Genomic DNA, 25,665 nt, shown 5'->3' with positions numbered 1-25,665 from the left:
GCCGCCGCCGACTCTACAGACTCGCCGTCAGGTGCAGGGAGCACCGCAAGACACCAGAGGAGCAACCATGGGAAACGCCACCGCGCGGCAGCCACAGCAGGACGCGCGCGGGGACGGTCGTCCGCTGCCTCCCCTCGCCTATGTGCCCCTCTCCGAGCGTCCGCTCCGGCGCCTGGTTCAGCTGCTCGCCGGGTTGGCCCTCTACGGATTCAGCCTGTCGCTGCTGGTCCGGGGGGCGCTGGGCGTCAACCCGTGGAGCGTGCTGTACGAGGGCCTGCAGCGGCATTCGTCGTTGAGTTTCGGCACCATCAGTGCCGTCGTGGGGGTGGTGGTCCTGCTGGCGTGGCTACCGCTCCGGCAGCGGCCGACGCTCGGCACCTTCGCAAACGTCGCCGTGCTCGCTTGCTCGTCGGACCTGGGCCTTTCGCTCATACCCCAGGATCTGGGGCTGCCGGCCCGGATCGGCCTGCTTCTGACGGGCATCCTCCTCAACGGATTCTCCGTCGCCGTCTACGTCGGCGCGCGCTTCGGTCCGGGTCCCCGGGACGGGCTCATGACCGGGGCCGCGTCGGCGACGGGGCGCTCCATGCGGCTCGTCCGCACGGCGCTGGAGGTCGTCGTCCTCGCCGTGGGCTGGACCCTCGGCGGGACCGTGGGCATCGGCACCGTCCTCTACGCACTGCTGGTCGGGCCGGTCACGCAGTTCTTCCTGCCGCGCTTCACCTACCGCCGCGCGACCGAACCCGCCCACGGCCGGTAGGCCGTGGCCGGGCAGCTTGTGTTCGTGGCGGATCGGCGCGATCGTCGAGGCCGTGCTCGTCCCTCTGCACCTCGAACACGGCCGACCCCCGCCCAGTGGCTACACAACGTGAGCCGCGGAACCGCAGGCGAGGGGATGGCATCGGGCAGCTACGCCATCCTCAGGTGGGGGCTGTTTTGGCATGGCTGGGGCTCGCCTGGGGTACTCAGGAGCGCGACCCAGCGCCCTTCTCGTTCGACGACCTCCCGGCGCGCCTCAGGCGTGCTACTCGTGACCGCACGTGGTCCAACTTTGCCGGCCTCGGCGCCGCGGTGATCGTGATACGCGAGGAGTTCTTCGAGATCTACAAAGCGCCGGTTATCTCCGCTTCCCGGTCCGGTAGCGATCCCATCCATCAGGTCCGGATCGAAGAAACACTTCACGTCGTCCCACAGGGGGATCAGCCACACCGTCATACTGCCCGGCGCCCGGGCTGAAAGCAGCCCTGTTTCCGCTGATCAAGGGCATAGAAGCCACCGCAGGAGTAGAGGCACGGCAGTCATTCCGGCGGCAGCATTCAACGCGTCACAGGGAGGGAGGCGACGGTGCCGCCCTGGCGGAGAGCTTCGCGTAGGGTGGCGTTCTCCGCACGTGAGTGTCCCTGATGCCTCGGAGCACAACTGGCAGGACGTGCTGGATCTCGTCGTGGAGAGGGGCTGGAAGTGCCAGTACTCCGAAGGAGAGAGGGTGCTTCCCCTGCCTCGGGCGGAGGCAGCGCTGTCTCGACCGGCGGATGCTGAGTGCCCGAACCTGCGTGTCTGGCTGAGAGCTGAAGTGCTGGCGATCTTCCGCTTCTACTCGGACGAGGAGATCGATTTCGACGTTGACCTGCGCGAGTTGCAGGGGCAGGAGCGACTTGATGTGTTCTGCGGCTTCTTGCGGGAGATCGGGCGGCGGTTGGGCAAGCCGGTGCTGATGCATCCGGAGGGTGCCCATGGTCATCCAGTGCTCGGATTCGATGTCGAAGCCGATCGAGTCATCCTCCTTGCGGAGCCACTGGTCAGGTGACTGCTGCTGAGGGCTGTAGTTCGTGGAGAGTGCCGTCGCGGAGCAGCACCCGGTTCAGCCTCCGAGGCGGTGTGCAAGGTGGAGCAGATCTGCTAGGTGCAGTACCCGTCCGTCGAAGCCGGGGAGGGGGACATGGAGTGGCTGGGTCCAGCGGGCGGGGATTGCGTCCAGCCCGTAGTACGCCCCCGCGAGGCCTCCGGTGACCGCGGCGACGGTGTCCGTGTCACCGCCGAGGTCGATCGCCGCGCGTAGGGCGTCTTCGAAGCTGGTGGTGGTGCGCAGGGCCCAGACGGCGGAGCCCAGGCAGGACCAGACGGCACCGTTGAACTCGGTCGCCTGATCGGGGTGCCAGTCGGGCGCGAGGACTGTGGCGTAGCGGCCGCGGTGGTCGGGGTGGACAAGAGCCAGGGCGTCCGGGAGCGCGGCGAGGGGGTCGGTGTCCTCGAACGTGACACGGATGAGTTCGTGGAAGATCGCGGTGCCTTCCCAGGCCGCGCGGTCGCCGTGGGTGAGGGCGGCGATGCGGCGGGCCGCGTCCATGGTGGCTTCTTGGCCGGCGGCCGCGAAGTGGACCGCGGAGGTCGATGCCCGCATCAGGGAGCCGTTTCCCGCTGCTCGCTCGTTGACCTGGAAATGGATCGCGGCGGCGAGGTCCCAGGGCATGCCGTTGGTCAGGACGTCTTCGGTCTGCAGGCCGATGTCCTTGGGGTCTGAGGCTGCCCATCGCTGGAAGCGGGCGAAGATGTCCGGCAGATCCAGTCCGCCCTGCTCCAGCAGCGACTCCGCGACCAGGACGGCCATCTGCGTGTCGTCAGTGGCCTCGCCGGGGTCCCAGCCACCGCCTCCGCACATCTCGCCACCGGCACCAGGCGCGGGAAACCGCGCGGAGAACGCTCCCTGGGGACCGAACTCGAAGGGGCTGCCCAGGGCGTCACCTACCGCTGAGCCGACGACCGCGCCAGCGGCCCGCTGAATCCGCTTCATTCGCGCAGGTTATCTGTGCCGCGCTGACGGCCGCACGGCCCTGTTCCTTCTTCGGCTCCCTGAACCATCGGCGGCCAACGCCTCTCGTCTACAGAAGTGCGCCACCTGAGACACCTTGGGGCTGAGACACCCGCACAGGTCACATAACACCGTCCAGCCCGGTGTCCTCCGGCAGCTGCGCCAAGGCCGCCGCCCGGATCTCGGGGAACGCCAGGCTTCTGTATCGAAGGGCTTGTTGTTGCATGCGCCGCGGAGCAGTCGGTGATGACGTTGCGCATCCGGCTGCAAGCAGGTCCATGGGAGGCAGTAGGGCCCCCGAACCTTCTCCAGCCGTCGAGGATTGGTCAACGCTGCGGGCGTGGGTGCGGGCTGGCGCAAGGCTTTGCGGTTCGGACCGGTAGCCGTGGGGCGGTTGTGGCTTCCGTGACCAGTTAACCGTGGGTGCGGGAGCCGGTCGATGCCGGGATTGGTGTCGCTGGTTGGCGCCAGGGTGGCATGTCGTCGTGCTTGGGTTCTCCGCTGGGCAGGGACAGCAGCAGTCCGAGGGGAAACAGGCGGCTGAGGCGGATGACTGCTGCGGCGGCGCCGGAGAGTACGAAGACGGCGATCAGGTGCCAGGCGATGCCGAGCGCGATGCAGGCGAATGCCAGACCCACGACGCCGGCCAGTAGGAGGACCAGACCGCAGGTGGTGACCAGCAGCCTACGGAGGCGTTTCTTACGGCCGCGTGCTTGTTCCCAGGTGGCGTCGGAGCGGGTCAGGATGTCGATGAGCGCTTTGGCGTAGACCACGTTGAGGAATTGGTCGAACAGCACTTCCGGCACGATCGCGACGGCGAGCAGCAGGGACTTCCAGCCGCCGCGTTTGGCTGCCCAGACGCGTTCGAAGGCGGCGATGCCGGTGACCGTGGCCCAGAACCACGGCACTCCCGGGAAACCCTTGGTCACCGTGTAGTACCCCAGGACGGTGAGGAAGAAGGGGACGAACGCCACGCTCAGATAGGTGAGCGCCTGCCGGCACATGTAGGGCAGCGTGACGCGGGTGAGGCCGTAGGCCTTGAGGTTGTCCAGGGCGCCGCGCTGCCACCGAAGCCGCTGGTAGTAGAGCCGGGACCAGGTGGGCATGAGTTCGGTGCCCACGATGCAGGCGCACGGGGACACACAGCGGTATCCGAGCTGTTTGAGTGCGAGGGTCAGTTCGTTGTCCTCGGTCAGCGACTCCACGTCGTAGACGTCGTCCCCCCTCGGCAGGGTGCTCTCTGCGCGGGCTCGCTGGATCTGACGCAGGGCCTTGGCCGGGTAGAGGGAGGCTGTGCCGGTCAGGACGTCGGCGCGGCCGCGGCGGCGGTGGAGTTCACGTGCGTAGCGCACGTACTCGTTGTCCTGGAGGTGGCAGACCAGACCGTGCAGGGGGTAGCCGAAGAAGATGGCGCCCACGCCCCCTATGGGGGGGAGGCCGGGTTCCTGTTCGTGTAGGCGGCGAGCTGCCCTGGCGATGAACTCGGAGGACAACGAGGTGTCGGAGTCCATGACCATGACGGCGTCGTCGTCGGACAGCCGTGGCAGTAATTCGTCCAGGACCTGGTTGAGCGCACCGGCCTTGGCCTGCGTGTTCCCGACCGATTCGACGACCCTCGCGCCGTGGGCTGTGCTGATCTGAGCGGTGCGGTCGGTGCACCGGTCGGCGACGACGATGACCTCGTCCGCAGGTCTGCTCTGGGCCGCGAGCGACTGAAGAGTCTCGGCGATGAGCGCTTCCTCGTCGTGCGCGGGCACCAGCACGACGATCCGTCCAGGACCGGCGCGGCGAAGGTCGGATATGTGTCCCGGCAGGGTCATACCCTTGGCGGTCAGGTCTCTGCGCTGACGTACGAACGCAGGCCCCCAAGCCTCTTTGCGCGTCTCCCCCCGCGTCGGCCGGCCCAACGATGACACCTCGGCTTCCGGGTAGCGCCCATCGGCCAGACGGGCTTCTTCCACGACGCAGCCTGCGACAGGAGGATCGGGTTCCTGCTCCTGAAGGGCGCCGGATTGCCTTGAGCGAGGATGACAGCGGCGGACGGACTCGCGGCATCGGTGAGGAGGCTGTCCTCGTCGGAGCACCGCGGCAGCCGCCGCGCCAAGACCTGATCCGGCCCGCCGACCGGCTCTGCTCGCCGGGAAACGGCGGTTGCGCCTCTACCGTCGATTCTCCCCGGTCATGGCCGCCCGGCAAGTGGATCACTGCGGTCGAGTCTCGCCACGGCCCCTGCTGGTCAGAAGCCCTTGACGAAGTCGAGTACGTACCACTTGTTCGTGGTGGCGTTGTAGATCGCGGTGAGGAAGTCCCGTTTGTTGGCCGTGGTGGTGAGGGTGACGGTCGGGATGGTGGTACCTCGGACGAAGGCTGAACTGAGGGTGAGGGTGCGGTTTCCGGTGGCGTCCTGGATGAGTTCCCAGGTGACGCGTTGGCCGTTGGTGGGGTTGGTCGGTGTGCCCAGGGTCCTGTTGCCCTGCAGGGTGACGCGGAAGAGGTTGCCGAGGGCCGCGTTGGTGGCGATGGTGGGGGCGTCGGTGAGGGTGACGGGGGCGGGGTTGACCTTGGCGTCAACGTAGTCCTTGCGCGTCAGGTGCTCGGCCGAGGCCGGCGCGGTGCCGGAGGAGACGGTGCCTTCGTAGTAGGCGGAGTCCGCGCCGTAGACGAACCCGGCGGCGACGGTGCCGCCGGCGGTGTCGTTGATGATGTTGGTACTGCCCGCCAGCGACAGGGGCTCCACGTTGCTGCAGTCGCCGAGGGTGGCCGAGCAGCCGGAGTCGACTTTGATCGAGTTGACCGCCGTACCGGTGGGTGTGTTCTCGGCGAATCCGAGGATGCTGACCGCCCGGGCGCCGCCGGTGACCCAGATGCTGACGTTGGGACTGTTGTAGGTGAAGGGGTTGTACAGGCCCACACCGATCGCCGCGTTGATCTTCCAGCTGTAGCCGTTGTATCCGGTGCCGCGGTTGACTGCGGATTCGGCTCCGCACCCGGTGAAGCTGATGCCCTGGCTTCCGACACCGGTCACCTCGTAGCCGATGCCGCAGTGGTCCGCGGCGCAGCCGACGAAGGAGCAGTAGGCCATCGTGTCGAGACGGAAACCGGCGTTGGTGACGATGTCGGCGTAGCAGGCGATGAACGAGCAACTCGTCCCTGCCGCGCCGCCGGAGACACCGTGGATGTCCCAGCCGTGGTTGCCGTTGTTGGCCGATGTCACTCCGGTGAACGTGGACACGATCGGATTGGACAGCTCGATGCCGGTGTTGCCGAAGAACTTCACCGTCATGCGCGAGAACGTCAGCGAGACGGTCGCGGGATTCGCCGACCGCGTCAGCAGGATCCCTTTACCACTGCCGCTGCCCGGACCCTGGACGGTGAGATCCTGGAGGGTCAGCCTCGTGATGTCCGAGCCGGTGAGGCCGTGGGCCGTGGTGCTGCTCTGCGAGATCACCGACGAGCCGTCGCTGACACCTTGCAGGATCAGGTTGGAGCGGGCCACCAAGGCGGAGGAGATTTTGTAGGTGCCCGCCGGGAAAACGACAGTTCCTCCGGAGGAGGGCACGGCGTTGATCGCGGATTGGATTGCGGTGGTGTCATCGGTGACGCCGTTGGCGGTCGCACCGTAGTCCAGGACGTTGAACCAGTAGCTGGTGGCCATGACGGTCTCCGTCGCTTGCAAGTCGACGCGGGCTGCCGGGAGCAGCGGAACACCGGAGTCGGTAGCTGGCCCTGAGGAGAGGCGATCAGAGCGATCGCAGTCGAGGTTTCAGGGACGTCGGCCCCGGAGGGAGCAGCTCGTTGTCTGGGAACGGGTTCCGTGACCGGCTGCTCGGGGACAGGGGAGCGGCACGATCGCCGACCCACTGTATGATTACGCTACGGATATGAATGGTTACGCCATGCCAGATTAGGGGCTCCGGAACCACCCGTGAAGGGCTTACGTGACTAGACGTACGTCCTTCGATCGGATGATCGACGACGTGGGTGTCACTTCGGCGTTGCCCTGCTGCAGCTGGCAGCCGAGTTCGCAGGCCCATCTGGGTGGCACCGGCCTGCATCCGGCTCGTGTGGTTGGCGCTCCCCGCCGAGGCTCCAGGCCCAAGCGGTGGGCGCGCGGGTGTCATCGAGTGAGCCACACGGCCGCGTCTCCGGGCAAGCGTCCGTTCTCCAGGGGAACGCTGCTCAGGAGCACCCCGCCGTGATCCGGCAGTTGAAGGGCGTCAGAGCGGAAGTTGACGATGCACTGGAAACCGGGAGGACGAATGAAGGAGAGCACGCCGGATCCAGCGGCAGGGTCCCAGCCCAATGCCCCGTTGCCCAGGGCCGGGTGAAGCCTGCGGATGTGCAGCGCCCGCCGGTACAGCTCCAGCATCGACTGCTCGTCACCTTGCTGCACTTGCACGGTGAGACGCTTCCACTCCTGCGGCTGAGGCAGCCACGGGGCTGACCCGGCGTGGTCGGGACTGAAGCCGAAGGGCGGGGTGTCGCCGGACCAGGGCATCGGCACACGGCAGCCGTCGCGACCGCGGTTGGTGTGTCCCGAGCGCCGCCAGATGGGGTCCTGCAGTGCTTCATCAGGCAGGTCCTCTACCTCCCACAAACCCAGTTCCTCGCCCTGGTAGAGGTAGGCGCAACCCGGAAGGGCCAGCGTGAGCAGCGCGGCCGCCCGTGCCCGACGTGTCCCCAGCTCCAGGTCGAACGGACCGGCGAGAAGATGATCGGCGAGGTCGTGAACCGGGCCGTCGGACTGCGGCCGCCCGTAGCGGGTGAGGTGTCGCACGACGTCATGGTTGGAGAGCACCCAGGTCGCCGGTGCGCCGACGGCGCCCATCGTCGTCAGGGATTTGTCGATGGCGGTGCGCATGTGCGCCGCGCGCCACGGGGTTGTCAGGTAGTCGAAGTTGAAGGCGGTGTGCAGTTCCCCGGGCCGGGCATAGCGGGAGAGGCGTTCTGGGTTGCGTGCGCACGCCTCGGCGACGAAGACGCGGGGCGCGGCATAGGAGTCGGCCAGCGCGCGCCAGTCACGGAAGATGTCGTGGATTCCCTCGCGGTCCCAGTGAGGATGGCCTGGATGGGCCGCCGAGCCGATGAGTTCGATGTCTGCCGGGCCCAGGTCCGGCAGACCTGGGGCCTTGATCATGGCGTGCGCGACGTCGATGCGGATCCCGTCGACGCCGTGATCGAACCAGAACCTGAGGATCGACTCGAACTCCCGGCGAACCTCGGCATTGTCCCAGTTGAGATCGGGCTGCTCGGGCGCGAACAGATGCAGGTACCACTCTCCGGGCATGCCGTCGGGTTCGACGACCCGGGTCCACGCCGAACCGCCGAAAACACTCCGCCAGTTGTTGGGCGGCAGGTCACCATCCGGCCCGAGGCCCGGCCTGAAGATGAAACGGTCCCGCCCCACGCAGCCGGGACCGCCGGCCAGCGCCTCGCTGAACCAGGGGTGCTGCGAGGAGGCGTGATTGGGCACCAGGTCGATCAGGATGCGCAGCCCCAGAGCGTGGATCTCCTCAATCAGCGCGCGGGCCTCGGGCAGGCTCCCGAACGTGGGATCGATGGCCCGGTAGTCGGTGACGTCGTAACCGCCGTCGGCCATCGGAGAGGGGTACCAGGGATTGACCCACACCGCGTCCACACCCAGCTCTGACAGATACAGAAGGCGTCGGCGCAGCCCGGCCAAGTCCCCGACACCATCGCCGTTTCCATCAGCGAAACTACGCAGGTACACCTGGTAGCAGACTGCGTCGCGCCACCACTTGACATCCCCGTGGCGGGCATCGTCCCGGCGCTGTGACGTCTTCCAGGGCAGGTCCGGATGGTCGCGACTGGTCATGCGGCGGCCCGCGCCAGCAAGCCACCACGAGTGGGGAGAGTGGAGATCAAGACCGCCAACGCCAACCGCCACGATCTCGGCGGACAGGGATCACTACATACACACAGATGAGTCGTCGCCACGGCCAGTACAACGCAGGTCAGCGTGTGAGGACACTCGCTTACGGGGCCGGTCTCGATGAGGCTTGAGACCGGAAACATCGCCCTTCGCCCTGCTATTGGCTTTGTCAAGGTCAATCTGCGGGTCACCAGCACCTCCCCTTAGACCGTGTCCTACATGGTCAGTTTGAGGAACCGCTTGTAGCAGCAGAGGGCGGATGCCAGTCCGAGAAAGGCCAGGTAGTGCCTGGTTTCCGCTCGTCACGGTGGTTGAGACGGCGGTAGCCGGTCAGCCAGGACATGGTGCGTTCGATGACCCACCTGCGACGTCCGAGACGTTCGCTGGAGTCGATGCCCTTGCGGGCGATGCGGACGCCGATGCGTTTGCCCCAAAGCCATCGCCGCAGGTGAGGGATGTCGTATGCCTTGTCTGCATGAAGGCGCACGGGTTTGGAGTCGGCTGCGTGGGATTCGTGTCCCATGTGGAAATGGGACAGCATCGGCTTCAGGGCCAGGCTGTCGTGGGTGTTGGCCGCGGAGAGCCCGACCCGTAGGGGCAGTCCATTCGCGTCGGACAGGACATGCATCTTGGAACCGGGCTTACCTCGGTCCACGGGGCTCGGACCTGCAAGTTCGCCCCCGTTACCTTTTTCGTGGCCCCGCACTGGGGTTCCCGGTCTCCGGGTCCGGCATGACTTGCGCCCCTTGTCGAGCATGATCGAAAAAGTGGTGTCACCGGGCCGGGAGGCATCGGCAGACCGCTGATCAGGGGCATGACCGCTTCATCCGCACTCTCTGGGATGGGCAGGCCTTCGTAACGTGGATGCCGGCACGCTGATGCCGCAGCGGAGGCCGGGAAGGGTGTCTGCTGGGGAGGGTGAGTGAGCAACGAGGGTGGGAACGATGTCTACCTCGGTCTGGACGTCGGCAAGGCGAGCATCACGGGACCGCCCTGACTCCGGCGGGCAAGAAGGTGTTCGACAAGCCGCTGCCCAACAGTGAACCGCGGCTGCGTGAGCTGTTCGAGAAGCTCCAGTCCAGGCATGGAACGGTGCTGGTCGTGGTGGACCAGCCGGCCTCGATCGGGGCTCTGCCGCTGGCCGTCGCGCGGGATGCCGGCTGTCGTGTCGCCTATCTGCCGGGGCTGACGATGCGGCGGATCGCCGACCTCTACCCCGGTGAGTCCAAGACCGACGCCCGGGACGCTGCGGTCATCGCCGATGCCGCCCGCACCATGCCGCATACGCTGCGGGACCTGGCGCCGGACGACGAGACCGTCGCCGAGCTGAAGTTGCTCGTCGGCTTCGACGACGACCTGGCCGGCGAGGTCACCCGCACCAAGAACCGTCTGCGCGGGCTGCTGACCCAGATCCATCCCTCGCTCGAACGGGTCTTGGGTCCTCGCCTGGATCACCCGGCCGTCCTGTTCTTGCTCGAACGCCACGGCTCACCAGCACAGTTGCGGAAAGCCGGCAGACGACGGCTGATATCCCTGCTGCGGCCCAAGGCACCGCGCATGGCAGAACAGCTCGTTGCAGACATCTTCGACGCGCTCGACGAGCAGACCGTCGTCGTGCCCGGCACTGACGCGGCCGCCCTGATCGTCCCCAGCCTGGCCGACTCGCTCACCGCCGTGCTCGACCAGCGCCGGCTCCTCGCCACCAGGATCGAGGAACTGCTGGAGGCACACCCTCTTTCCCAGGTCCTGACCTCGATGCCCGGCATCGGGATCAGGACCGCAGCCCGCATCCTGATCGACGTCGGTGACGGCAGCGCCTTCGCCACCGCAGGCCACCTCGCCGCCTACGCCGGCCTGGCACCCGCCACCCGCCGGTCCGGCTCCTCAATCCGCGGCGAGCACCCGGCCCGACGAGGCAACAAACAGCTCAAGCGGGCCTTCTACCTCGCCGCCTTCGCCTCACTGTCCCAGCCCGATTCTCGGGCCTACTACGACAGGAAACGACGCGAGGGAAAACACCACGTCGCCGCGATCGTCTGCCTGGCCCGACGCCGCATCGACGTCCTCTTCGCCATGCTCCGCGACGGCACCTTCTACGAACCGCCCAAGATCAACACCGCTTGACGAAAACCATAGGGGCACTTTTTAGCCCTCACGTGGGCGGAATCGAGGACCGCGCGGGACAGGTCGACCAGGTCCTGCTCGTCCAGGAGTTGGAGAACCTTCTGATGCAGCCGGCCCCAGACCCCGGCGCGAGACCAGATGGCGAAGCGGCGGTGCACGGTCGATTTCGACGCTCCGAAGCACGGTGGCAATGCCCGCCAAGCGCATCCGCTGACAGGACGTAGATGATCGCGGCAAACACCGCCTCATCATCGATGTTCGCGACCCCGCCGCCCTGCGGACGCACCCGCGCCGGCGGCAGTAACGGCCTTGCCAACTCCCACAAGCCGTCCGGAACGATCCATCCCCACCGTCCACTCCCCATGCCCAGCACAACCGCCAACTGACCATGTAGGACACGGTCTAACTGGCCCTAACAAAGCCTCTGGACGTGACGGTGGGTGATCAGGCAGACGGCGAGGCCGAGGAAGGCTTCGTGGATGTCGTCGCGTCGTTCCCAGCGGATGCGCAGGCGGCGGAAGCCGTGCAGCCAGGAGATCGTCCGCTCGACGACCCAGCGGAAAGTGCCCAGACCGGTGCCGTGCGGTTGCCCTCGTTCGGCGATCACTGGCCGGATGCCGCGCTGCCGCAGGAGCCGGCGGTACTTGTCGTGGTCGTAGCCGCGGTCGGCGAAGAGCATGTCGGGCCGGCTGCGCGGCCGGCCGACCACTCCGGCCACGGCCGGGATCTTGTCGAGCAGGGGCAGGAGTTGGGTGACGTCGTTGCGGTTTCCGCCGGTCAGCGACACCGCGAGCGGGATGCCCTGGCCATCGGTGATGATGTGGTGCTTGCTGCCCGGGCGTGCGCGGTCGACCGGGCTGGGTCCGCTTTTGGGCCCCGGCGAGCGGCCCGGACGTGGGAGGAGTCGATCACCGCCCTCGACCAGTCCAGCTGGTTCTTCGAGCGCAGCTTGTTCAGCAGCAGCTGGTGGAGCTGGTCCCAGACGCCCGCTTCGTTCCAGGCCGCCAGCCGGCGCCAGCAGGTCATGCCCGAGCCGAAGCCGAGCTCCTGCGGTAGGTACTCCCACTGGATCCCGGTGTGAAGGACGAACAGGATCCCGCACAAGGCCTGCCGATCGGGCACTCGCGGCCGCCCCTCGACCTGCTTGGGCGGTGGTTCGGGCAGCAACGGCTCGATCAGCGACCACAGTTCATCCGACACGATCCACGGCCGCGACTGACGCTTCCCCATGCTTCACCAACGAGCGATCAAGCCGACAGTCACATGATCAAACCGCTTTTGTTAGAGCCAGTAAGACACGACACAGTGCGCCTCGCACCGCGTCGGTGTGAGGCGCAGTTGATCTCCGTGCCCGCCCCGCGCTCCACATGGACCCTCCATGCGGCAGACGATCACGCTACCGGCAATGCCCACACGCCACCCCTGAGTGAAGCTGACCACCGATCAGGAGTGGGAGTTACTCGCTCCCTTCATACCGCGGGCCGCGACAGGCAGTCCGCGCGTGGAAGATCGGCAGGTCGTCAACGGGATGGTCTACAAGATCCGGACCGGGATCTCCTGGCGTGACCTGCCGGAACGCTACGGCTCCGACCTCAAGCTCGGCCGCTTCACTCAGCCCGACCCCAGCGGCAAAGAAGGAAACGCCTACCTCTATGCAGTACGGGTCTGTTCTCGATAGGGGACGCACTGGGCGCTGCAGGAGACCTGATCACAGGTTTCTATCACCTTTCTCAGGGTGACACGCGTGCGCTGTGGGGAGATGCACTCGGTGTAGTGGCAGGCGGGCTCGTGGGGTTGGGCTGTGAAGCATTCCTCACGGCCGCAGCCCCTGCGACTCTAGGCGCATTCGAGGGTGCATCACCCGTATGTTTCGCCGCCGGATGGGCAGCAGGAACAATCACTACTGAACTTGATCGGGTGATGTCGGGTTGTTCACCGGACAGCAGGCAGGTGTCTTCGGTAGTCCTGGTGAGGTGAGATATCCGCAGGGCGGCGGCTTGACTGACACCGAGAGAGCTGCGCGAGAGCGGGTCCGGCTCCAGGCCGTGACTGGCTTCGAGGCCGACGAGAAGAACCGGGAGATCGCTGCTGCGTTGCGAGTCTCGGAGCGGTCGGTGGAACGTTGGCGGCGCCAGTGGCGCGAGGAGGGCCTGGCCGGGTTGGCGTCGAAGGGATCACCCGGCAGGCCTCGACTGTCAGACGTGCAGATGGCCAGGCTGGAAAGGGAGTTGGAGCGCGGCCCGCTGGCCCACGGGTGGGTCGACCAGCGGTGGACGCTGGCCCGGGTGAAAACGTTGATCGGCCGCCTGTTCCACGTCTCGTACACCGTGGAGGGCACATGGCGGCTGCTGCGGCGGCACGGCTGGTCCTGGCAGCAGCCCGCCCGGCGCGCGATCGAGCGCGATGACGATGCGGTGGAGCTGTGGAAGCGGGATGTCTGGCCGCGGGTAAGAGCACCGCGGCGGTGAACAACGCCTGGGTGGTCTTCGAGGACGAGGCCGGCCAGTTCTTCGAGGCCAACACCGCTTGGCTCACCGTGTTTCAGTTACCAACCTACGCCCCGGACCTCAACCCTCAAGAGGGCGTCTGGTCGCTGGTCAAGCGCGACATCGGCAACCTCGCGGCGGCTGACCTCGACCAGATCACCCAGGCAGTGAAACGTCGGCTCAAGCAGATCCAGTACCGCCCCGATGTGGTCGATGGCTGTCTCGCTGGCACCGGTCTGAGCATGGATCCGGGACCTGACGGATGCAGTGATGCAAATGCCAGACCGTTGGCGGCGCCTGGTATGGCAGAGTCACCGCCATGCCTTTGCTGACCTGGGACTACGACGGTGATCTGTTCTGCGCCCTCACCACCGAGACGGGTGCGGGCGAGGGCCGGATGACACATTTCGAGCTCAGTGAGGCCCGCATGGTTCCGGGCCGAACCTCTTCTATGCCTACTTCACCTGCTCCAGGGCCGACAGCCGTGACGGTGCTTGTCTACGCGCCCGAGGAGGAGAAGCCGGCAGAGGTCTACTTCGACGCAACGCAAACGCTGCCGTTCGCCGTCCTCCAGCACTTCGTGGCGCTCGTCGCCTCACGCATGGCAAATACAGGATCGTAGAGCAGCCGTCCTGGCAGCACGATCAGCACCTGGGCCGACATCACGAGTTCAAGTTCAGTAGTAACGCAATCTCGGGATGACCGTGGCCGGGGCGTACGGCGTAAGCCCGCGCCCCGGCTGCTCACCGACCGGCGAGGGAGCACATGCCAGGACTTGAACCGAACATAGGGCAGAAAGCGGCGATCCGCCGATACTTCCAATTCGCCACGACGCTGCTGGTGATCGGCCTGATCATTGGGATCATTGCTGCTGCTACGGGCTTCAGTAGAGCCTGGATAGGCGTAGCTATCATTCTGTTGATATGGACTATATTCGCCATGTGGTATAGATCCCAGAGGCGCTGATCACGCTCGACGTGATCGCCGACTACGTCGAAGCCTGACTGGCTGGGCCGGCCGCGAAGCGGCTGGCCCAGCCCCGTCCTTGAGGGGAGGGGAACCCGTTGCCTCGCAGGCGCTGCTATCCCTCCGACACCTTCGACGACGAGTGGGCGCTGATAGAACCGTTGCTGCCGACCCCGGCCTGCGAGACCAGGACCGGCGGGCGGCCTGAGAAGCACCCCCGCCGGGAGGTCGTGTACGCGATCCGATACGTGGTCGACACCGGCTGCAAATGGCGGGCCCTGCCCAGGGACTTCCCGCCCTGGCGCACGTGTTACGGATTCATGGCCCGCTGGGCTGCCGCCGGCATCGTCGGGCAGATCCGTGACCAGCTCCGCAAGCGCATCCGCCGCCAGATGGGCCGGGCCCCCGGCGCGGTCGCCACCGTCATCGATTCCCAGTCCGTCAAGGCAGCTGAGACCGTCGGCCGCGACTCGCGCGGCTATGACGGCGCGAAGAAAATCAACGACCGCAAGCGGCACCTGGTCGTGGACACCAAAGGGCTGCCGCTGTTCGTCATGGTCACCCCGGCCGACATGACCGACCGCGACGCGGCCAAGGAAGTCCTGTTCCGGCTGCGGCTGATGCACCCCGAAATGACCATCGTCTGGGCCGACTCAGGCTATGCCGGACAGCTGGTGACCTGGGCGAAGAAGCACCTCGGACTGACCCTGAAGACGGTCAGCCGGCCCAAGGACGTCGTCGGGTTCGTCATCCTTCCCCGCCGCTGGGTGGTCGAACGGTCGCTCGCCTGGATCATGCACGCCCGCCGACACGCACGCGACTACGAACGCCTCATCCAGCACTCCGACTCACTCATCACCTGGGCAGCGATCACGCTCATGACCAGGCGAATCACACGACGAAGCTCCCGCAGAAGCGGCCAGCAGGCATCCCGCGAAGCCCAGCGGGACTGATCGTTTCCAAGGTCAGGGCCATCAGCTTGGCCCCGACGCGGCCCTGAGCCACTCTCCGACCGCAACGAAGCCTGTCAGCGGATCCAAACTCAACGGGTTCGCCGTACTCAGAGGTGGCTTGCCGCGTCGATGTACACCTTGGTGACGTCGGTGATGAAGTCACGGCTGTTGTCAGGGTCGAGAGCCCGGGCTTGGAGGTGGTCGTACGTCGCGCTGTAGTGCTGCACGTCGGATGGTTTCTCCAGGTAGAGATCGCTGGTCAGGTGTTCCAGGTGCACCACTGTCTCGGTGTTGTCGGCGAACCGCAGGATGCAGAACCGTCCTGCGAAGCCCGGGTGCGCACCCGTCGTGTAGGGGAGGACCTGCACGGTGATGTGGGGCTCCACGCCGAGTGAGTTGAGGTGCTCCAATTGTTCGCCCATGATGTCCGGGCCGCCGACGACACGGCGTAGTGCCGATTCGTCGAGGATGACCCACAGGCGCAGCGGGCGGGCCGGGTTGTAGATCCGGTGCTGACGGCGTAGCCGCACCTTGAGGCGGGTGGCGGTCTGTCCGGCAGTGAGGAGAGGGCTGGTCTCCCTGATGACGGCGTGGGCGTAGGCGGGGGTCTGCAGCAGGTCGGGGATCATCATGGGCTCGTATGCGCGGACGGTGGCGGCGTCCGTCTCCAGGCCGACGTAGACACTCTGGGGAATGTCGCCGTAGACGTTCCACCAGCCCTGCTGTCCGGATTCCCTGGCCATCTCCATGAGTGAGTCGATGACCTGCTGGTCCGTCACTCCGTAGATCACGCAGAGATCGCGTACGTCGCGGGGGCTGATGGCGCGGCGGCCGTTCTCCAGGTGGCTGATCTTGGGTTGGGAGACCATGAGCCGCCCGGCCGCCTCTTTGCTCGTCAGGCCGCTTGCTTGACGGAGCCGGCGGAGTTCGGCTCCAAGGCGGCGTTTTCTGACGGTGGGATTGCTGTTCGCCGTCACAGCGGTCTACCTCCGGCTCCAGGTCATCGTGCTGGACCGCAGATTGCCACGCAGCAGGGATTGTTGATCATGTGCCATGCCGTCGTGTTCTCCGGGCGGCCAAAGCGGGCTGTGACGTCGGCATGTGCCTCACCACTGGAACCGCCAGGCGTCCTAGCTTCACGTGTCGGCGAAGGCTCTTGCATCCCCTTGAGCTGAGGCAATTGCCAGTGTAAGAGTCCTTTTCGCTGCCCGAGGAACACGCCGGTGTCGCGCGTGACCAGCAGCCCTTGCCCCATGGCAACCTGCGGTCCAGCACAGCGATTTGGAACCGGAGGAATACCGCGCGTGGCGGCAAGATCCCATCCCGCAGGGCCAGGGCACGGCCCTGCAGCCGTGACGATGCCCGGCACAGAGGTGGTGCGGGCGTACCGGTTCGCCCTGGATCCCTCCGATGCCGAGCGCGCCACCCTGTCCCGCTATTCCGGCGCCTGCCGGTGGGCCTACAACTACGCCGTGGCCAAGAAGACCCAGGCCCACCAGGCATGGGCCGACCGCCGCACCGCCTACCTGGAGGCGGGGCTGAGTGAGGGCGAGGCGCAGGCGCGGATCAAGGCCGACGGCGCCGAGCTCACCGACCGCGTCAAGGTGTGGGACCACCACCGCAAGAGCCTCACGCTCACCGTCGTCGGTAAACCGCCGCTGCCCGCGATGCAGCCCCCGGCCGGACAGGAGGCCCTAGTCCGCCGGCTGGCCGTCGCCCGCGCGGACGCCGCCGGCACCAGCGGTGAACGCGAGCTCCTGGCTGAGAGCCGGGCCACGGTGAACGCGCTCAAGGCCCAGGCGTTCACTGCCGGTTTCCGCACGCCGACCGCCACCGACACCAGCGCCCTGTGGCGGATGGAACGGGACCTGCCCAGGGAGGAGGGCGGCAGCCCCTGGTGGAGGGAGGTCAACGTCTACTGCTTCACCTCCGGCTTCGACCGCGCCCAGGTCGCCTGGAAGTACTGGCAGGACTCGCTCGCCGGCCACCGCGCCGGCCAGCGCCAGGGATACCCCCGTTTCAAGAAGAAGGGCCACACAGAGTCGTTTTCTCTCTTCCATGACGTGAAGAGGCCGATCATCCGTCTGGAGGGCTACCGGCGCCTGGTAATGCCAGGCCTGGGCAGCATCCGCATCCACAACTCCGGTAAGCGCCTCGCGCGGCTCGTAGAGCGCGGGCGGGCCGTCATCCAGTCCGTGACCGTCTCCCGCGGCGGCCACCGCTGGTACGCCTCCGTGCTGGCCAAGGTGCAGCAGGACGCGCCCGTGCTGTGGGTACACATCCACGACGACGGCACCCGCACCCGGTACCTGAGCCGTACCCAGGCCGAGAAGGCCGCGGGAAACTGCGGACGCGTCCGGCAGATCGGCCGCCCCACCGCCCGCCAGCGCGCCGGCGGCCTCGTCGGCGTCGACCTTGGCTCACACCACCTGGTCGCTCTGTCCAGCCCCCTCGACCCGGCCGACCCCGCCACCGCCCTCGTACCGCACCCCCCTCTGCTCACCGACAGCCTGGCCAAGCTCGCCAAGGCCCAGCGCGCGATGTCCCGTTGCCAGCAGGGGTCGGGGCGGTGGAAGAAGGCCTCCGCCCGGGTCTCCCGCATCCACCAGCAGATCACGGTGCGACGTGCCTCGTTCCTGCACGGCCTGTCCAAGAAGCTGGCCACCGGGTTCACGCACGTGGCGATCGAAGACCTCGACCTCACCGCTCTCACCACCTCGACCAGGGACACCCCGGACAAGCCGGGCAAGAACGTTACGGTCAAGGCCCGCTTCAACCGGCAGCTCCTGGACGCCGGCCCGGGCAGTCTCCGCAAGAAGCTCACATACAAGACCGCCTGGTACGGCTCGCAGCTCGTCGTCCTCGACCAGGGCGAGCCCGTCACCGGCACCTGCGCGAAGTGCAAGGAGCGAAACTCAAGCTCCGACCCATCGTGCAGCACCTTCCACTGCCCCTCGTGCGGTGCGGTCGTACACCGACACGAGAACAGCACCGCGAACATCGTCGACGCGGCGCACAGGAAACTCAGGACGGTCGCCTCCGATAGGGGGGAGACCCAAAACGCTCGCCGAGCCACTGGAAGTCCCGGAGCCCCCAAGGCTCCCGGGCAAGGGGCATTAAGCGAGAAGACACCGGCTGACGCCGGTGCCACCCCCGGGGAGCGATCCCCGAGCGTCCCGCAACAGCACCACAACCAACGCGGCAGGGCAGCTACGCCGAAGGCCCCCAAGCCATTCAGCCGCCGCTCCCTACGCGCCGGGATGATCCGTCTTCTGGCAGATCGACAGCTGCACCACGACGCGTCGGACGAGTGAGTGCCTCCCGCTCACTCCCCGTCGGAGACCGTCCGCCACGCACGTCGCACGCCTCGGCATCGGTCCTCACCCCCTCCATGTCTCCTACATAGCCAAACTCCGGCGACACGTTCTGACAGGCCGAGGTTCAGAAACAGGCGGGGTCGGCCGAGTCCGCTCCGACCGCGTCATGGGCGCCTGCCGAAGCCGCCGAGGATGCACGGCGTCAACGGCCGGCCCACCATCTCGACGGGGAGGTCGCGCAGGACCCAAGTCAGGCGGGTGACGTCGTAGCCGGCGTCGCTGACGATCACGATGGCCGGGTCCCCGGCTTGCCACTGGCCTGCGACGATGAGCCGTTCAACGACTCCTCGGAGTTGGGCAGCGGTGACCGAGGTCGCGTCGTCCGCAGGGCCGAGCCGAACCGTGTCCAGGACCGCGGTCCAGGAGGTGGCGCCCGGCTCCAGCGCGGCCACGAAGGAGTAGGGCCAGCCCGGAATGAACTGCGATGCTGCCTTCGCGCGGCCGTAGACGTGGCAGAACAGCCGCTCTGCTGAGCATGGCGCATCCGAGCGAAGCCACGGCGACACGTCGACCGCCAGGACCAGGCGCCCGCCCTCGAAACGCGGCAGCGGCAGCCCGGCCAGCACCGTCTGGAGCCGGTCGACGTCGATCCGGCCGTGGTTCAGACCGCCATACATCGCTCCGTGCCCGCGACGATGCTCGGGCAGCAGCGTCTGGTCCACCGGGGACTTCACCGCCCCGTCCGCACACAGCACCGCGTCCACGAGCTCGAACAACTCGTCGCGCCGGGCGGTCAGACACTCGTAGAACTCTCCCCGGAAGCGTGACGCTTCCGCGAACGCGTTCCTGCGGACATCATCTGGCAGCAGACTCACCCTCACGGCCTTCGTCGTGGTCACGTGCACCTTGGTCGGAGCACATGATCAGACGAAGGCCGCCCCCGCGTCCGGCGGACTCCGTTCCGGGTGATCAAGTTCGAGAGACCATTCGGTCAATCAAGTGGTCCCCGTTGACCGTCCTCCTCGTGCACGATGGGGATGTGAACAGGGGTGCAGCAGGCGATGCCGCCGTTGAAGCAGGCTGGCAGACGGTACGCGACGACGGACGTGTGCGGACGGAACTACTGGAAGCGGCCTACGCGGAACCCCGCCTGCGGCAACTTTTTCCCTGGACCGGGATGGGCGAACTTCACTTCAGTCGCTGCACCGGCCAGCGGTGGACCTGGGATATCCCCTACATCCAGCCCGCCGCCGGAGAGACCTACTGGGTCTCGGGCCCTCTTCGAACCCAGACGGTGGGCCCGGCCCTCACAGCTCAAGACGCCATCGCCATGGTGGTCCAACGCCTCCCCGCGGGATGTGGTCCTGCCTTCCCTGGTACTCCCGAAGAACTCGCAGCTCACGAGGCCGCAACGCAGAAGCAGCTGACGGACGAAAGTTAAAGAACAAGCTCAGGGGTTTCGGTTCTCCTGCGCAGCCCTGACGACATGGTGATTGCTTCCACCGCCCGTTCATCCTCGCTCTGTGCCGCAACCAGTCGCCCGGCCCGATGTACGGCAAAGCGGGCCTGCCGGCAGAACTCGAACACTTCGAGAGGGCCTGCAAGGAGGACGGTGCTTTCGCGCTCCTGCACGACCTGACCAACTGCCTGCGCATCGGCGACATGACGGTATGGGACGGTGTGCACCCGCCCCGCACGCAAGAGATCAAGACCAATCCGAAGAACAGCAGGAGCGTGCAGCTGCGGCGGATCAACCAGGCCCGCGCGGCGGTGCTGGAGGGCGTCCCGCTGCCTGGGGACAACGCCTCGGAACTGCTGTACGACCTGGACCTGCCGCTGCGCACCCACCTGGACGTGCTGCGCGACGCCCTGGAGCGGGCCGCAACCGACGGCATCTACGCCACGCCGGTGCCCGGCAGCCGGGCCCTGTTCGTCGTCGACCAGTACGCATGCTCCGAGCAAGGCATGTCGTCCGAGCAGTTCAACGAACGTCATCAGCACGCCGTCGAAGGCGCTTTGCAACGGGCGGGGATCGCGGCCGGCCGGGAGGACCACAACATCTATGTCACCAGCCTGGACAGCACCGCCCGCGACCCGCTGCGGGTGCCCTGGGCGAACTACCCGCTGCATCCGGTGACCTGCGCCCGGCTGATCGGCGACTACGCCGTGGCGACCGTGGAGACCTCCGGTCCCGTACTGACCCGCCTGCTCCAGGCCACCGGCCTGGACGCCCGCTGGGTCCGCCCGCCAGACAAAAACGAACCACCTCGTCGGCGGTTCACGGTGCTGGCAGCAGCCAGGACGGCGTCCTGCCTGGCCTCTGCGCCCCACAGCGGGGCGGCCGGCTCCCACACCCAGGGTCCTGAGACCGGGACTCCTGTGCCGTGTCTCTGGCGGCCCACCGCTGGTCCGCCAGCAGTCGGGCAGCCAGTTTCTCGATCGGCATGGTGCGATCCAGGACGTTGGTGGCTCCCGCTTCGAGCGGCGCCGCGGAACAGGCGCCTTCGGGGGCAAGGACCGTCACCGGCGCCAGCCGCCGCAGAAGGCGCACACGCCAGGTCAGTGCCTGCGCGCAGCCCTCGTCCGGCACGTCCATAACGGCCAGCGGGCGTGGCCGCCGGGTCAGGAGCTCGCCATAGGCCTGGCAGCGCCCCCCAGGGGTTGACCATCGCTGGTAGCAGCTGCGTTCTGCGTGCCTCTCTCAGGAGGCGACCGCTCCGCTCCCGGGCAAGGGAGATCACCACACACGGCACAGCGGGGGTGTCCGCCCTGGCGGCATCGGCCCGTCCGCACGGTTCGTCCTCGATCGCGGGATGCAAGGCGAGTGTCCGCGGGAAGCGCCGTACGTCTCCGTGTTCTTGCATCGTCTCGCGTGTTTCCTCGTTCTTCTCAGGGTGTCAGGGCGAGCCTTCTCCGCGCGCGCGAGGCCAGAGGTCAGCGGCTGACGCGTATCTTCGACTGGCCGTGCGGGCGTTCCTCCCAGTCGTCCATGAAGCAGGCATGCAGGCCGTGCTTGCGGGTCAGGGCCAGGAGGGTCTCGGTGCGGTAGTAGAAGTCCTCGCGCAGAACCTGGTGTTCGGCGCCCTCGGTGCGGTCGAAGGTGAAGTCGAAGAACCCGGTGTCGGTCAGCACCCGGCCGACGTGGGCGAGGCACTCCTCGATGACGTCCAGCGGCGAGTGGGAGAAGACGCTGTGCGCGTGGATGACGTCGAAGTGGTCGCTGGGCAGGAAGTCCAGGGTGAGGTCGCCGGTGATGGTCAGGTGCGGCAGCTTGTCCTGGAGGTGGCGCTCGGCGAGAGTCCTCTTGGCGGCGATCAGGATGTCGGGCGAGATGTCGATGCCGTAGTAGTGGCCGGCGTCGAGGTGGTCGATGAAGCGCCAGCCGCCGCGCAGGTTGCCGCAGCCGATGTCGAGCATGCGGTGCTCGGGGCGCAGCCCGTGCTCGGTGAGGTAGTCGAACTGCATCTGCCCGAGCGCCAGCCAGCGGTCATGGGTCTGACTGCCGACCGCGGCTTCGGGGTTGCGGCGGGTGTCGGAGGCCATGACGGCCCGGTAGTAGCCGACGTGGTCGGGGTGCTTCAGGCGCAGCCAGGCGTCCCGGCCGGCCCGGCTGAGGTATGGGGCGACGCGGCCGGGGTGGCGCAGGGCGTAGCCGACCTTGTGGGTGAGGGCGGCGCGGTTGTTGCGCAGTTTCTTCGGTGACTTGGCGTCTGCGGGCATGGCGAAGCGACCTCCGTGCAAAGGGGCCCCGGGTGAGGGGATGAAGGGGTGCGGGACGAAAGGGGTATGGGGGTTACAGGTGACGCAGCATGGTCAGACGCGGCGGCGCAGGAGCAGCATGGTGACGGCCGTGAGCAGGAGGGCGAGGCCGCCGAGAAGGGCTGTGTCGGTCCACTGGAAGGTCCAGTAGTCGCTGGCCGGGTTGGCCTCGTAGAAGCGGGCGACGTAGCCGTGCTGGGCCATGCACTCCTTGAGCTGGGTGCTTGAGGGGAAAGGGCAGTTCATTACGTCGTCGTGGCGGCCGGAGGCGGTGATCAGCCCGTAGTGGCCGGTCGACCACTTCTCGTCCATGGGCGGCTTGGGGGTGCTGCCGGCGCTGGTGTAGGTGTGCGGCGGGACCAGCAGGCGGGTCCTGTGCGTCCAATGCAGCAGGAGGGTCGTCGCCCCTGTCACCAGGAGGGTCAGACCCATCGCGGCCAGCACCCGGCGGGCCAGCAAACCCAGCAGTGTGCCGGCCGCCAGGCCGAACAGGGCGGCTGCGACGACACTCGGGCCCGAGCCGCTCAGGGCGGTGTTCTCGTACCAGAACAGGCCGTAACTCCGGTCCGCGGCCGGTTGCCACCACCACGCGAACAGCCCCGCGAGCACGCTGGAGACGGCCACCGTGGTCACCGCGGCGAGCGCCATCCGGGAGGCGAACCACCGGCCGCGGCTCACGCCTTGGGCGAGGACCATGCGGTGCGTGCCCAGTTCCCGGTCGCGGCCCAGCAGGGGCGCGCCCCAGAAGACGCCGATGATGACGGGCAGCACGATGTTCAGCGTGCCGAGGAACTTCAGCGGCTCGATGTCCAGCAGCAGGGGCACGCCGGTGTCGGACTGCGTGCAGTACAGCGGTCCGGTGCCGCAGTGGTCGAACAGTCCGCTGTGCAGGGCGTCCAGCATGCCCGAGCGGTTGTACGCGGCGATCGCCGCGGCGGTGGCCAGTGCGGCCGCGCCGACGCCGACCAGCACTCGCTGCTGACGCCAGGCGAGCCAGAGGGAGCCGTGCCAGAGAGAGCCGGTTCGGAGGGAGCCGTTCACGCCGCCGCCTCCGTCCGCCCGGCGCTGGCCGGGCGCAGCGTGTCGTTGGCCTGCAGGTAGCCGATCAGGATGTCCTCCAGCGTGGGCCGCTCGGCGTGCCAGTCGCCGCGCAGTGGTCCCTGCTGTCGTATCAGGGCGGTCAGCTGTCGGCCACCGGCGCGGCGGTGGACGACGGTGTGCCGTGCGGCCAGGGCGTCGGCCTGGTCGGCGTGTCCTATCAGTACGGTGTGGTTCTCGCGCAGCGCCTCGGCGTCTTCGCTCAGTTCGATGCGCCCGTCCCGCAGGACCAGTACCCAGTCGCAGGTCTGTTCCAGTTCGGGCAGGACGTGCGAGGACAAGACGATGCTCGTGCCGCGCTCGGCGGCCTCGGTCATCAACGCCGCCATGATCTCGCCCCGTGACACGGGGTCGAGGTCGGCCATCGGCTCGTCGAGCAGCAGCAGTTCGGGCCGCTTGCCGAGCGCCAGGGCGAGCGCGACACGGGTGCGCTGCCCGGGGGACAGTTCCCCTACGCGGGCGGCGAGTGCGATGCCGCCCTCGCGGACGGTCCGCTCGGAGGCAGCCTGGTCCCATGAGGCGTTCAGCTTCTGCCCCATCCGCAGGGTGTCCGCCACGGTGAAGCGGGGGTAGAGCGGTTTGTCCTGGGTGAGCAGTGCGACCCTGGCGCGGGCCCCGGGCGTGCCGGGTGCGGTGTCCAGTACCCGTATGTCCCCGGTGCGGGGGCGTAGCAGGCCGCCGGCCAGGTGCAGCAGGGTGCTCTTGCCGGCGCCGTTGCGTCCGACGAGGGCAGTGATACGGCCCCTGGGCACGGTGAACTCGCAGTCCTGCAGGGTCCAGCCGCCGCGCACGCGATACCGGAATCCGAGTCCAGTGGCGCGCAGCGCGGCCGGCGCGTCAGGCCCGGTCATGCTTCCTCCATTTTCTGCTCCCGGTCGCCCGGGGAGTGCTCGTCTTGCTTGCTGTCGTGGGCGTCCAGGGCGGCTGCGACCAGGGCCAGGATGTCGGCCCCTTCTAAACCCGCCGCCCGTGCGCGTGCCGTCCAGTCGGTGAGTTCCGCGCGCAGGGGTGAGTCGTCCTCCGCGCCGGGCCGGGCGAGCGACCGCGTCACGAAGGTCCCCAGACCGCGGCGCAGTTCGACCAGGCCGGCCTGCTCCATGTCGCGGTAGGCCCGCAGCACGGTATTGGGGTTGATGGCTGTCGCCGCCACCACTTCCCTGGCCGTGGGCAGCTTGTCCCCGACCTTCAACGTGCCCATCCGCAGCGCCCGTTCGGTCTGCTCCACGATCTGCACATAGGCGGGAACGCCGCTGCCACGGTCGATCCGGTACTCGAGCACATCACCTTCCATGACCAACAGTGTGCTTCCATTAATGAATTAATACAAGCATGATGGAGGCGTTGCTGGGATGTCAAACAGGAGCACTGCAGGTGTGGCCCTCGTAGCCGCCGCCGTACTGACCCTCGCCGCGGTGGCCCAGCAACTGCTGCTGGCCGCAGGCCTGGGCAGCCTGCTGCCCGGCTGGCAGCCCTGGCCCTTCCTGCTGGGCGCGGCCCCCGCCTGGTGGCTCGCCCGCCCCCGGTGGCGGCGGGCGGACCCACCCCGGCCGCTGGTGGTGGCGATGGGTGTGCTGCGCCGGATACCGGGCGCGGCATACCTGGTGGCCGTGCATCTCGGCGACCGCGTGCAGTTTGATGTTGAGTTGCTGTCGGCCCGTGCCCCGCGACTGGACCGCGCCCTGAAGAAAATCGCCCGAAAGGGTGGCGTCGTCGTCCTGCTCGACGGCACCCTCGTCCGCACCCGCCGACGCACAGGGAACGAGAACCGGCCGAACTATTCGGGCAAGCACAAGGCCCACGGCCTGCTGTTCCTCGCCCTGACGAGACGGGCAACCTGGTCTGGATCTCGGCGGCGAAGCCGGGGCGCTTCAGCGAGATCACCACCGCCCGCCACAACAGGATCACCACCCACCTGCGGGAGGCCGGTCTGGGCGCTGTGGCCGATCTCGGCTTCGTCGGCCTGGACGACGACCCCGACGACCCGGTCATCGTCACCGGCCGGCGGGCGACCCGCGGCCATCCGCTCACCGACGCCCAGAAGGAGGCGAACCGGCTGGTCAGCCGTGAACGAGCGGCGAACGAGCACGGCTTCGCCGACCTGAAGAACTGGTGGATCCTCACCAAGGTCCGCATGAACGCCCGACACGCGACCACGCTGCTACGGGCGCTCCTCGTGCTGACGAACGCCGAGGTCCACCGCTGACGGACGATCACCTCCTACCGATCACACCTCCGACCGGCACGAGCATCCCACCCGCGA

General features: G+C 67.6%; 19 protein-coding genes and 6 pseudogenes. 11 read left to right on the top strand and 14 right to left on the bottom strand.

Annotated elements, in window-relative coordinates; translation table 11 throughout:
- Nucleotides 1–67 precede the first annotated feature (67 nt).
- Entirely contained in the window at nucleotides 68–760 is a 693-nt protein-coding gene (gene yczE / locus OHS71_RS01005; RefSeq protein ID WP_328475790.1) for a membrane protein YczE, read from the top strand.
- Between the two features lie 624 nt (nucleotides 761–1,384).
- Nucleotides 1,385–1,807, top strand: a pseudogene (locus OHS71_RS01000) (hypothetical protein); the annotation flags it as partial.
- 54 nt (nucleotides 1,808–1,861) lie between these two features.
- On the opposite strand, the gene OHS71_RS00995 reads toward OHS71_RS01000, so the two are convergent.
- From OHS71_RS00995 to OHS71_RS00975, 5 genes and pseudogenes are all read right to left on the bottom strand, one after another.
- Complete coding sequence (locus OHS71_RS00995; RefSeq protein ID WP_328475788.1) at nucleotides 1,862–2,791, bottom strand: ADP-ribosylglycohydrolase family protein; 930 nt, start codon at nucleotides 2,789–2,791, stop codon at nucleotides 1,862–1,864.
- A gap of 431 nt (nucleotides 2,792–3,222) precedes the next feature.
- Entirely contained in the window at nucleotides 3,223–4,629 is a 1,407-nt protein-coding gene (locus tag OHS71_RS00990) for a glycosyltransferase family 2 protein (protein WP_328475786.1), read from the bottom strand.
- Between the two features lie 416 nt (nucleotides 4,630–5,045).
- Nucleotides 5,046–6,464, bottom strand: a complete 1,419-nt coding sequence (locus OHS71_RS00985) for a glycosyl hydrolase family 28-related protein (RefSeq protein WP_328475784.1) — start codon at nucleotides 6,462–6,464, stop codon at nucleotides 5,046–5,048.
- Nucleotides 6,465–6,926: 462 nt separating this feature from the next.
- Nucleotides 6,927–8,645 (bottom strand): glycoside hydrolase family 13 protein, encoded by a 1,719-nt coding sequence (locus OHS71_RS00980; RefSeq protein WP_328475782.1) that lies wholly within the window; start codon nucleotides 8,643–8,645, stop codon nucleotides 6,927–6,929.
- A 272-nt stretch (nucleotides 8,646–8,917) separates the two neighbouring features.
- Nucleotides 8,918–9,384, bottom strand: a pseudogene (locus OHS71_RS00975) (IS5 family transposase); the annotation flags it as partial.
- 240 nt (nucleotides 9,385–9,624) lie between these two features.
- Between OHS71_RS00975 and OHS71_RS00970 the strand changes: the two are divergent.
- Nucleotides 9,625–10,826, top strand: a pseudogene (locus OHS71_RS00970) (IS110 family transposase).
- Between the two features lie 17 nt (nucleotides 10,827–10,843).
- Here the strand turns inward: OHS71_RS00970 and OHS71_RS00965 are convergent.
- Both OHS71_RS00965 and OHS71_RS00960 read right to left on the bottom strand, forming a co-directional pair.
- Nucleotides 10,844–11,190 (bottom strand): annotated as a pseudogene (locus tag OHS71_RS00965) (transposase); the annotation flags it as partial.
- Nucleotides 11,191–11,238: 48 nt separating this feature from the next.
- Nucleotides 11,239–12,056 (bottom strand): IS5 family transposase gene (locus OHS71_RS00960; RefSeq protein ID WP_443046835.1). Its coding sequence is split into 2 segments (ribosomal slippage): nucleotides 11,239–11,693 and nucleotides 11,693–12,056, totalling 819 coding nucleotides; the frame shifts between segments, so codons are not numbered across the junction.
- 196 nt (nucleotides 12,057–12,252) lie between these two features.
- Here OHS71_RS00960 and OHS71_RS00955 point away from each other — a divergent pair.
- The 4 genes and pseudogenes from OHS71_RS00955 to OHS71_RS00935 all read left to right on the top strand — a co-directional run bounded on the left by OHS71_RS00955 (nucleotide 12,253) and on the right by OHS71_RS00935 (nucleotide 15,231).
- Entirely contained in the window at nucleotides 12,253–12,504 is a 252-nt protein-coding gene (locus tag OHS71_RS00955; RefSeq protein WP_328475778.1) for a transposase, read from the top strand.
- A 295-nt stretch (nucleotides 12,505–12,799) separates the two neighbouring features.
- A pseudogene (locus OHS71_RS00950) lies at nucleotides 12,800–13,560 on the top strand (winged helix-turn-helix domain-containing protein); the annotation flags it as partial.
- Between the two features lie 71 nt (nucleotides 13,561–13,631).
- Nucleotides 13,632–13,934 carry a hypothetical protein gene (locus OHS71_RS00940; RefSeq protein ID WP_328475772.1) on the top strand — a complete coding sequence of 101 codons (303 nt, stop codon included), beginning with the start codon at nucleotides 13,632–13,634 and terminating at the stop codon, nucleotides 13,932–13,934.
- A 442-nt stretch (nucleotides 13,935–14,376) separates the two neighbouring features.
- Nucleotides 14,377–15,231, top strand: a complete 855-nt coding sequence (locus tag OHS71_RS00935) for an IS5 family transposase (RefSeq protein ID WP_328475770.1) — start codon at nucleotides 14,377–14,379, stop codon at nucleotides 15,229–15,231.
- Between the two features lie 107 nt (nucleotides 15,232–15,338).
- On the opposite strand, the gene OHS71_RS00930 is transcribed toward OHS71_RS00935, so the two are convergent.
- Nucleotides 15,339–16,208 carry a helix-turn-helix domain-containing protein gene (locus tag OHS71_RS00930; protein ID WP_328475768.1) on the bottom strand — a complete coding sequence of 290 codons (870 nt, stop codon included), beginning with the start codon at nucleotides 16,206–16,208 and terminating at the stop codon, nucleotides 15,339–15,341.
- A gap of 381 nt (nucleotides 16,209–16,589) precedes the next feature.
- Between OHS71_RS00930 and OHS71_RS00925 the strand changes: the two genes are divergently transcribed.
- A complete protein-coding gene (locus OHS71_RS00925; protein ID WP_328475766.1) occupies nucleotides 16,590–18,545 on the top strand; it encodes an RNA-guided endonuclease TnpB family protein in 1,956 nt (651 codons plus the stop codon).
- A gap of 212 nt (nucleotides 18,546–18,757) precedes the next feature.
- Here the strand turns inward: OHS71_RS00925 and OHS71_RS00920 are convergent.
- A pseudogene (locus tag OHS71_RS00920) lies at nucleotides 18,758–19,423 on the bottom strand (transposase); the annotation flags it as partial.
- A gap of 44 nt (nucleotides 19,424–19,467) precedes the next feature.
- Here OHS71_RS00920 and OHS71_RS00915 point away from each other — a divergent pair.
- Nucleotides 19,468–19,989, top strand: coding sequence for a DUF6193 family natural product biosynthesis protein (locus OHS71_RS00915; RefSeq protein WP_328475764.1), 522 nt, complete (start codon nucleotides 19,468–19,470; stop codon nucleotides 19,987–19,989).
- 107 nt (nucleotides 19,990–20,096) lie between these two features.
- Entirely contained in the window at nucleotides 20,097–21,146 is a 1,050-nt protein-coding gene (locus OHS71_RS00910) for a hypothetical protein (RefSeq protein ID WP_328475762.1), read from the top strand.
- 336 nt (nucleotides 21,147–21,482) lie between these two features.
- On the opposite strand, the gene OHS71_RS00905 is transcribed toward OHS71_RS00910, so the two are convergent.
- The 5 genes from OHS71_RS00905 to OHS71_RS00885 all read right to left on the bottom strand — a co-directional run bounded on the left by OHS71_RS00905 (nucleotide 21,483) and on the right by OHS71_RS00885 (nucleotide 25,204).
- Nucleotides 21,483–22,268, bottom strand: coding sequence for a class I SAM-dependent methyltransferase (locus OHS71_RS00905; protein WP_046917632.1), 786 nt, complete (start codon nucleotides 22,266–22,268; stop codon nucleotides 21,483–21,485).
- 93 nt (nucleotides 22,269–22,361) lie between these two features.
- Complete coding sequence (locus OHS71_RS00900; protein WP_328475760.1) at nucleotides 22,362–23,348, bottom strand: transporter; 987 nt, start codon at nucleotides 23,346–23,348, stop codon at nucleotides 22,362–22,364.
- Entirely contained in the window at nucleotides 23,345–24,256 is a 912-nt protein-coding gene (locus OHS71_RS00895) for an ABC transporter ATP-binding protein (protein WP_328475758.1), read from the bottom strand. The genes OHS71_RS00900 and OHS71_RS00895 overlap by 4 nt, the downstream gene beginning before the upstream one ends.
- The gene (locus tag OHS71_RS00890; protein WP_328475756.1) at nucleotides 24,253–24,696 is read right to left on the bottom strand and encodes a GntR family transcriptional regulator; all 444 of its coding nucleotides are present in this window, start codon (nucleotides 24,694–24,696) and stop codon (nucleotides 24,253–24,255) included. Before OHS71_RS00890 ends, OHS71_RS00895 begins: the two co-directional genes overlap by 4 nt.
- Before the next feature lie 61 nt (nucleotides 24,697–24,757).
- Nucleotides 24,758–25,204, bottom strand: a complete 447-nt coding sequence (locus OHS71_RS00885) for a hypothetical protein (protein ID WP_328475754.1) — start codon at nucleotides 25,202–25,204, stop codon at nucleotides 24,758–24,760.
- A 35-nt stretch (nucleotides 25,205–25,239) separates the two neighbouring features.
- Here OHS71_RS00885 and OHS71_RS00880 point away from each other — a divergent pair, with 35 nt between their 5' ends.
- Nucleotides 25,240–25,608: a transposase family protein gene (locus tag OHS71_RS00880; protein ID WP_328484361.1), complete on the top strand. Its 369-nt coding sequence runs from the start codon at nucleotides 25,240–25,242 to the stop codon at nucleotides 25,606–25,608.
- The last annotated feature ends 57 nt before the right edge of the window (nucleotides 25,609–25,665 follow it).

It is taken from the genome of Streptomyces sp. NBC_00377 (assembly GCF_036075115.1).
In the GTDB taxonomy this organism is placed as follows: domain Bacteria; phylum Actinomycetota; class Actinomycetes; order Streptomycetales; family Streptomycetaceae; genus Streptomyces.
Note: the sequence above shows the minus strand (reverse complement) of the source record. Positions and strands in the feature narration are given on the sequence as shown.

Excerpts from the sequence above, each read along its gene's own strand:
- OHS71_RS00985 (WP_328475784.1), bottom strand. The coding sequence starts at position 6,464 with ATGGCCACCAGCTACTGGTTCAACGTCCTGGACTACGGTGCGACCGCC.
- OHS71_RS00980 (WP_328475782.1), bottom strand. The coding sequence starts at position 8,645 with ATGACCAGTCGCGACCATCCGGACCTGCCCTGGAAGACGTCACAGCGC.
- OHS71_RS00890 (WP_328475756.1), bottom strand. The coding sequence starts at position 24,696 with ATGGAAGGTGATGTGCTCGAGTACCGGATCGACCGTGGCAGCGGCGTT.
- yczE (WP_328475790.1), top strand. The coding sequence starts at position 68 with ATGGGAAACGCCACCGCGCGGCAGCCACAGCAGGACGCGCGCGGGGAC.
- OHS71_RS00910 (WP_328475762.1), top strand. The coding sequence starts at position 20,097 with ATGTACGGCAAAGCGGGCCTGCCGGCAGAACTCGAACACTTCGAGAGG.
- OHS71_RS00925 (WP_328475766.1), top strand. The coding sequence starts at position 16,590 with ATGCCCGGCACAGAGGTGGTGCGGGCGTACCGGTTCGCCCTGGATCCC.
- OHS71_RS00995 (WP_328475788.1), bottom strand. The coding sequence starts at position 2,791 with ATGAAGCGGATTCAGCGGGCCGCTGGCGCGGTCGTCGGCTCAGCGGTA.
- OHS71_RS00905 (WP_046917632.1), bottom strand. The coding sequence starts at position 22,268 with ATGCCCGCAGACGCCAAGTCACCGAAGAAACTGCGCAACAACCGCGCC.
- OHS71_RS00940 (WP_328475772.1), top strand. The coding sequence starts at position 13,632 with ATGCCTTTGCTGACCTGGGACTACGACGGTGATCTGTTCTGCGCCCTC.
- OHS71_RS00990 (WP_328475786.1), bottom strand. The coding sequence starts at position 4,629 with ATGACCCTGCCGGGACACATATCCGACCTTCGCCGCGCCGGTCCTGGA.
- OHS71_RS00895 (WP_328475758.1), bottom strand. The coding sequence starts at position 24,256 with ATGACCGGGCCTGACGCGCCGGCCGCGCTGCGCGCCACTGGACTCGGA.
- OHS71_RS00915 (WP_328475764.1), top strand. The coding sequence starts at position 19,468 with ATGATCAGACGAAGGCCGCCCCCGCGTCCGGCGGACTCCGTTCCGGGT.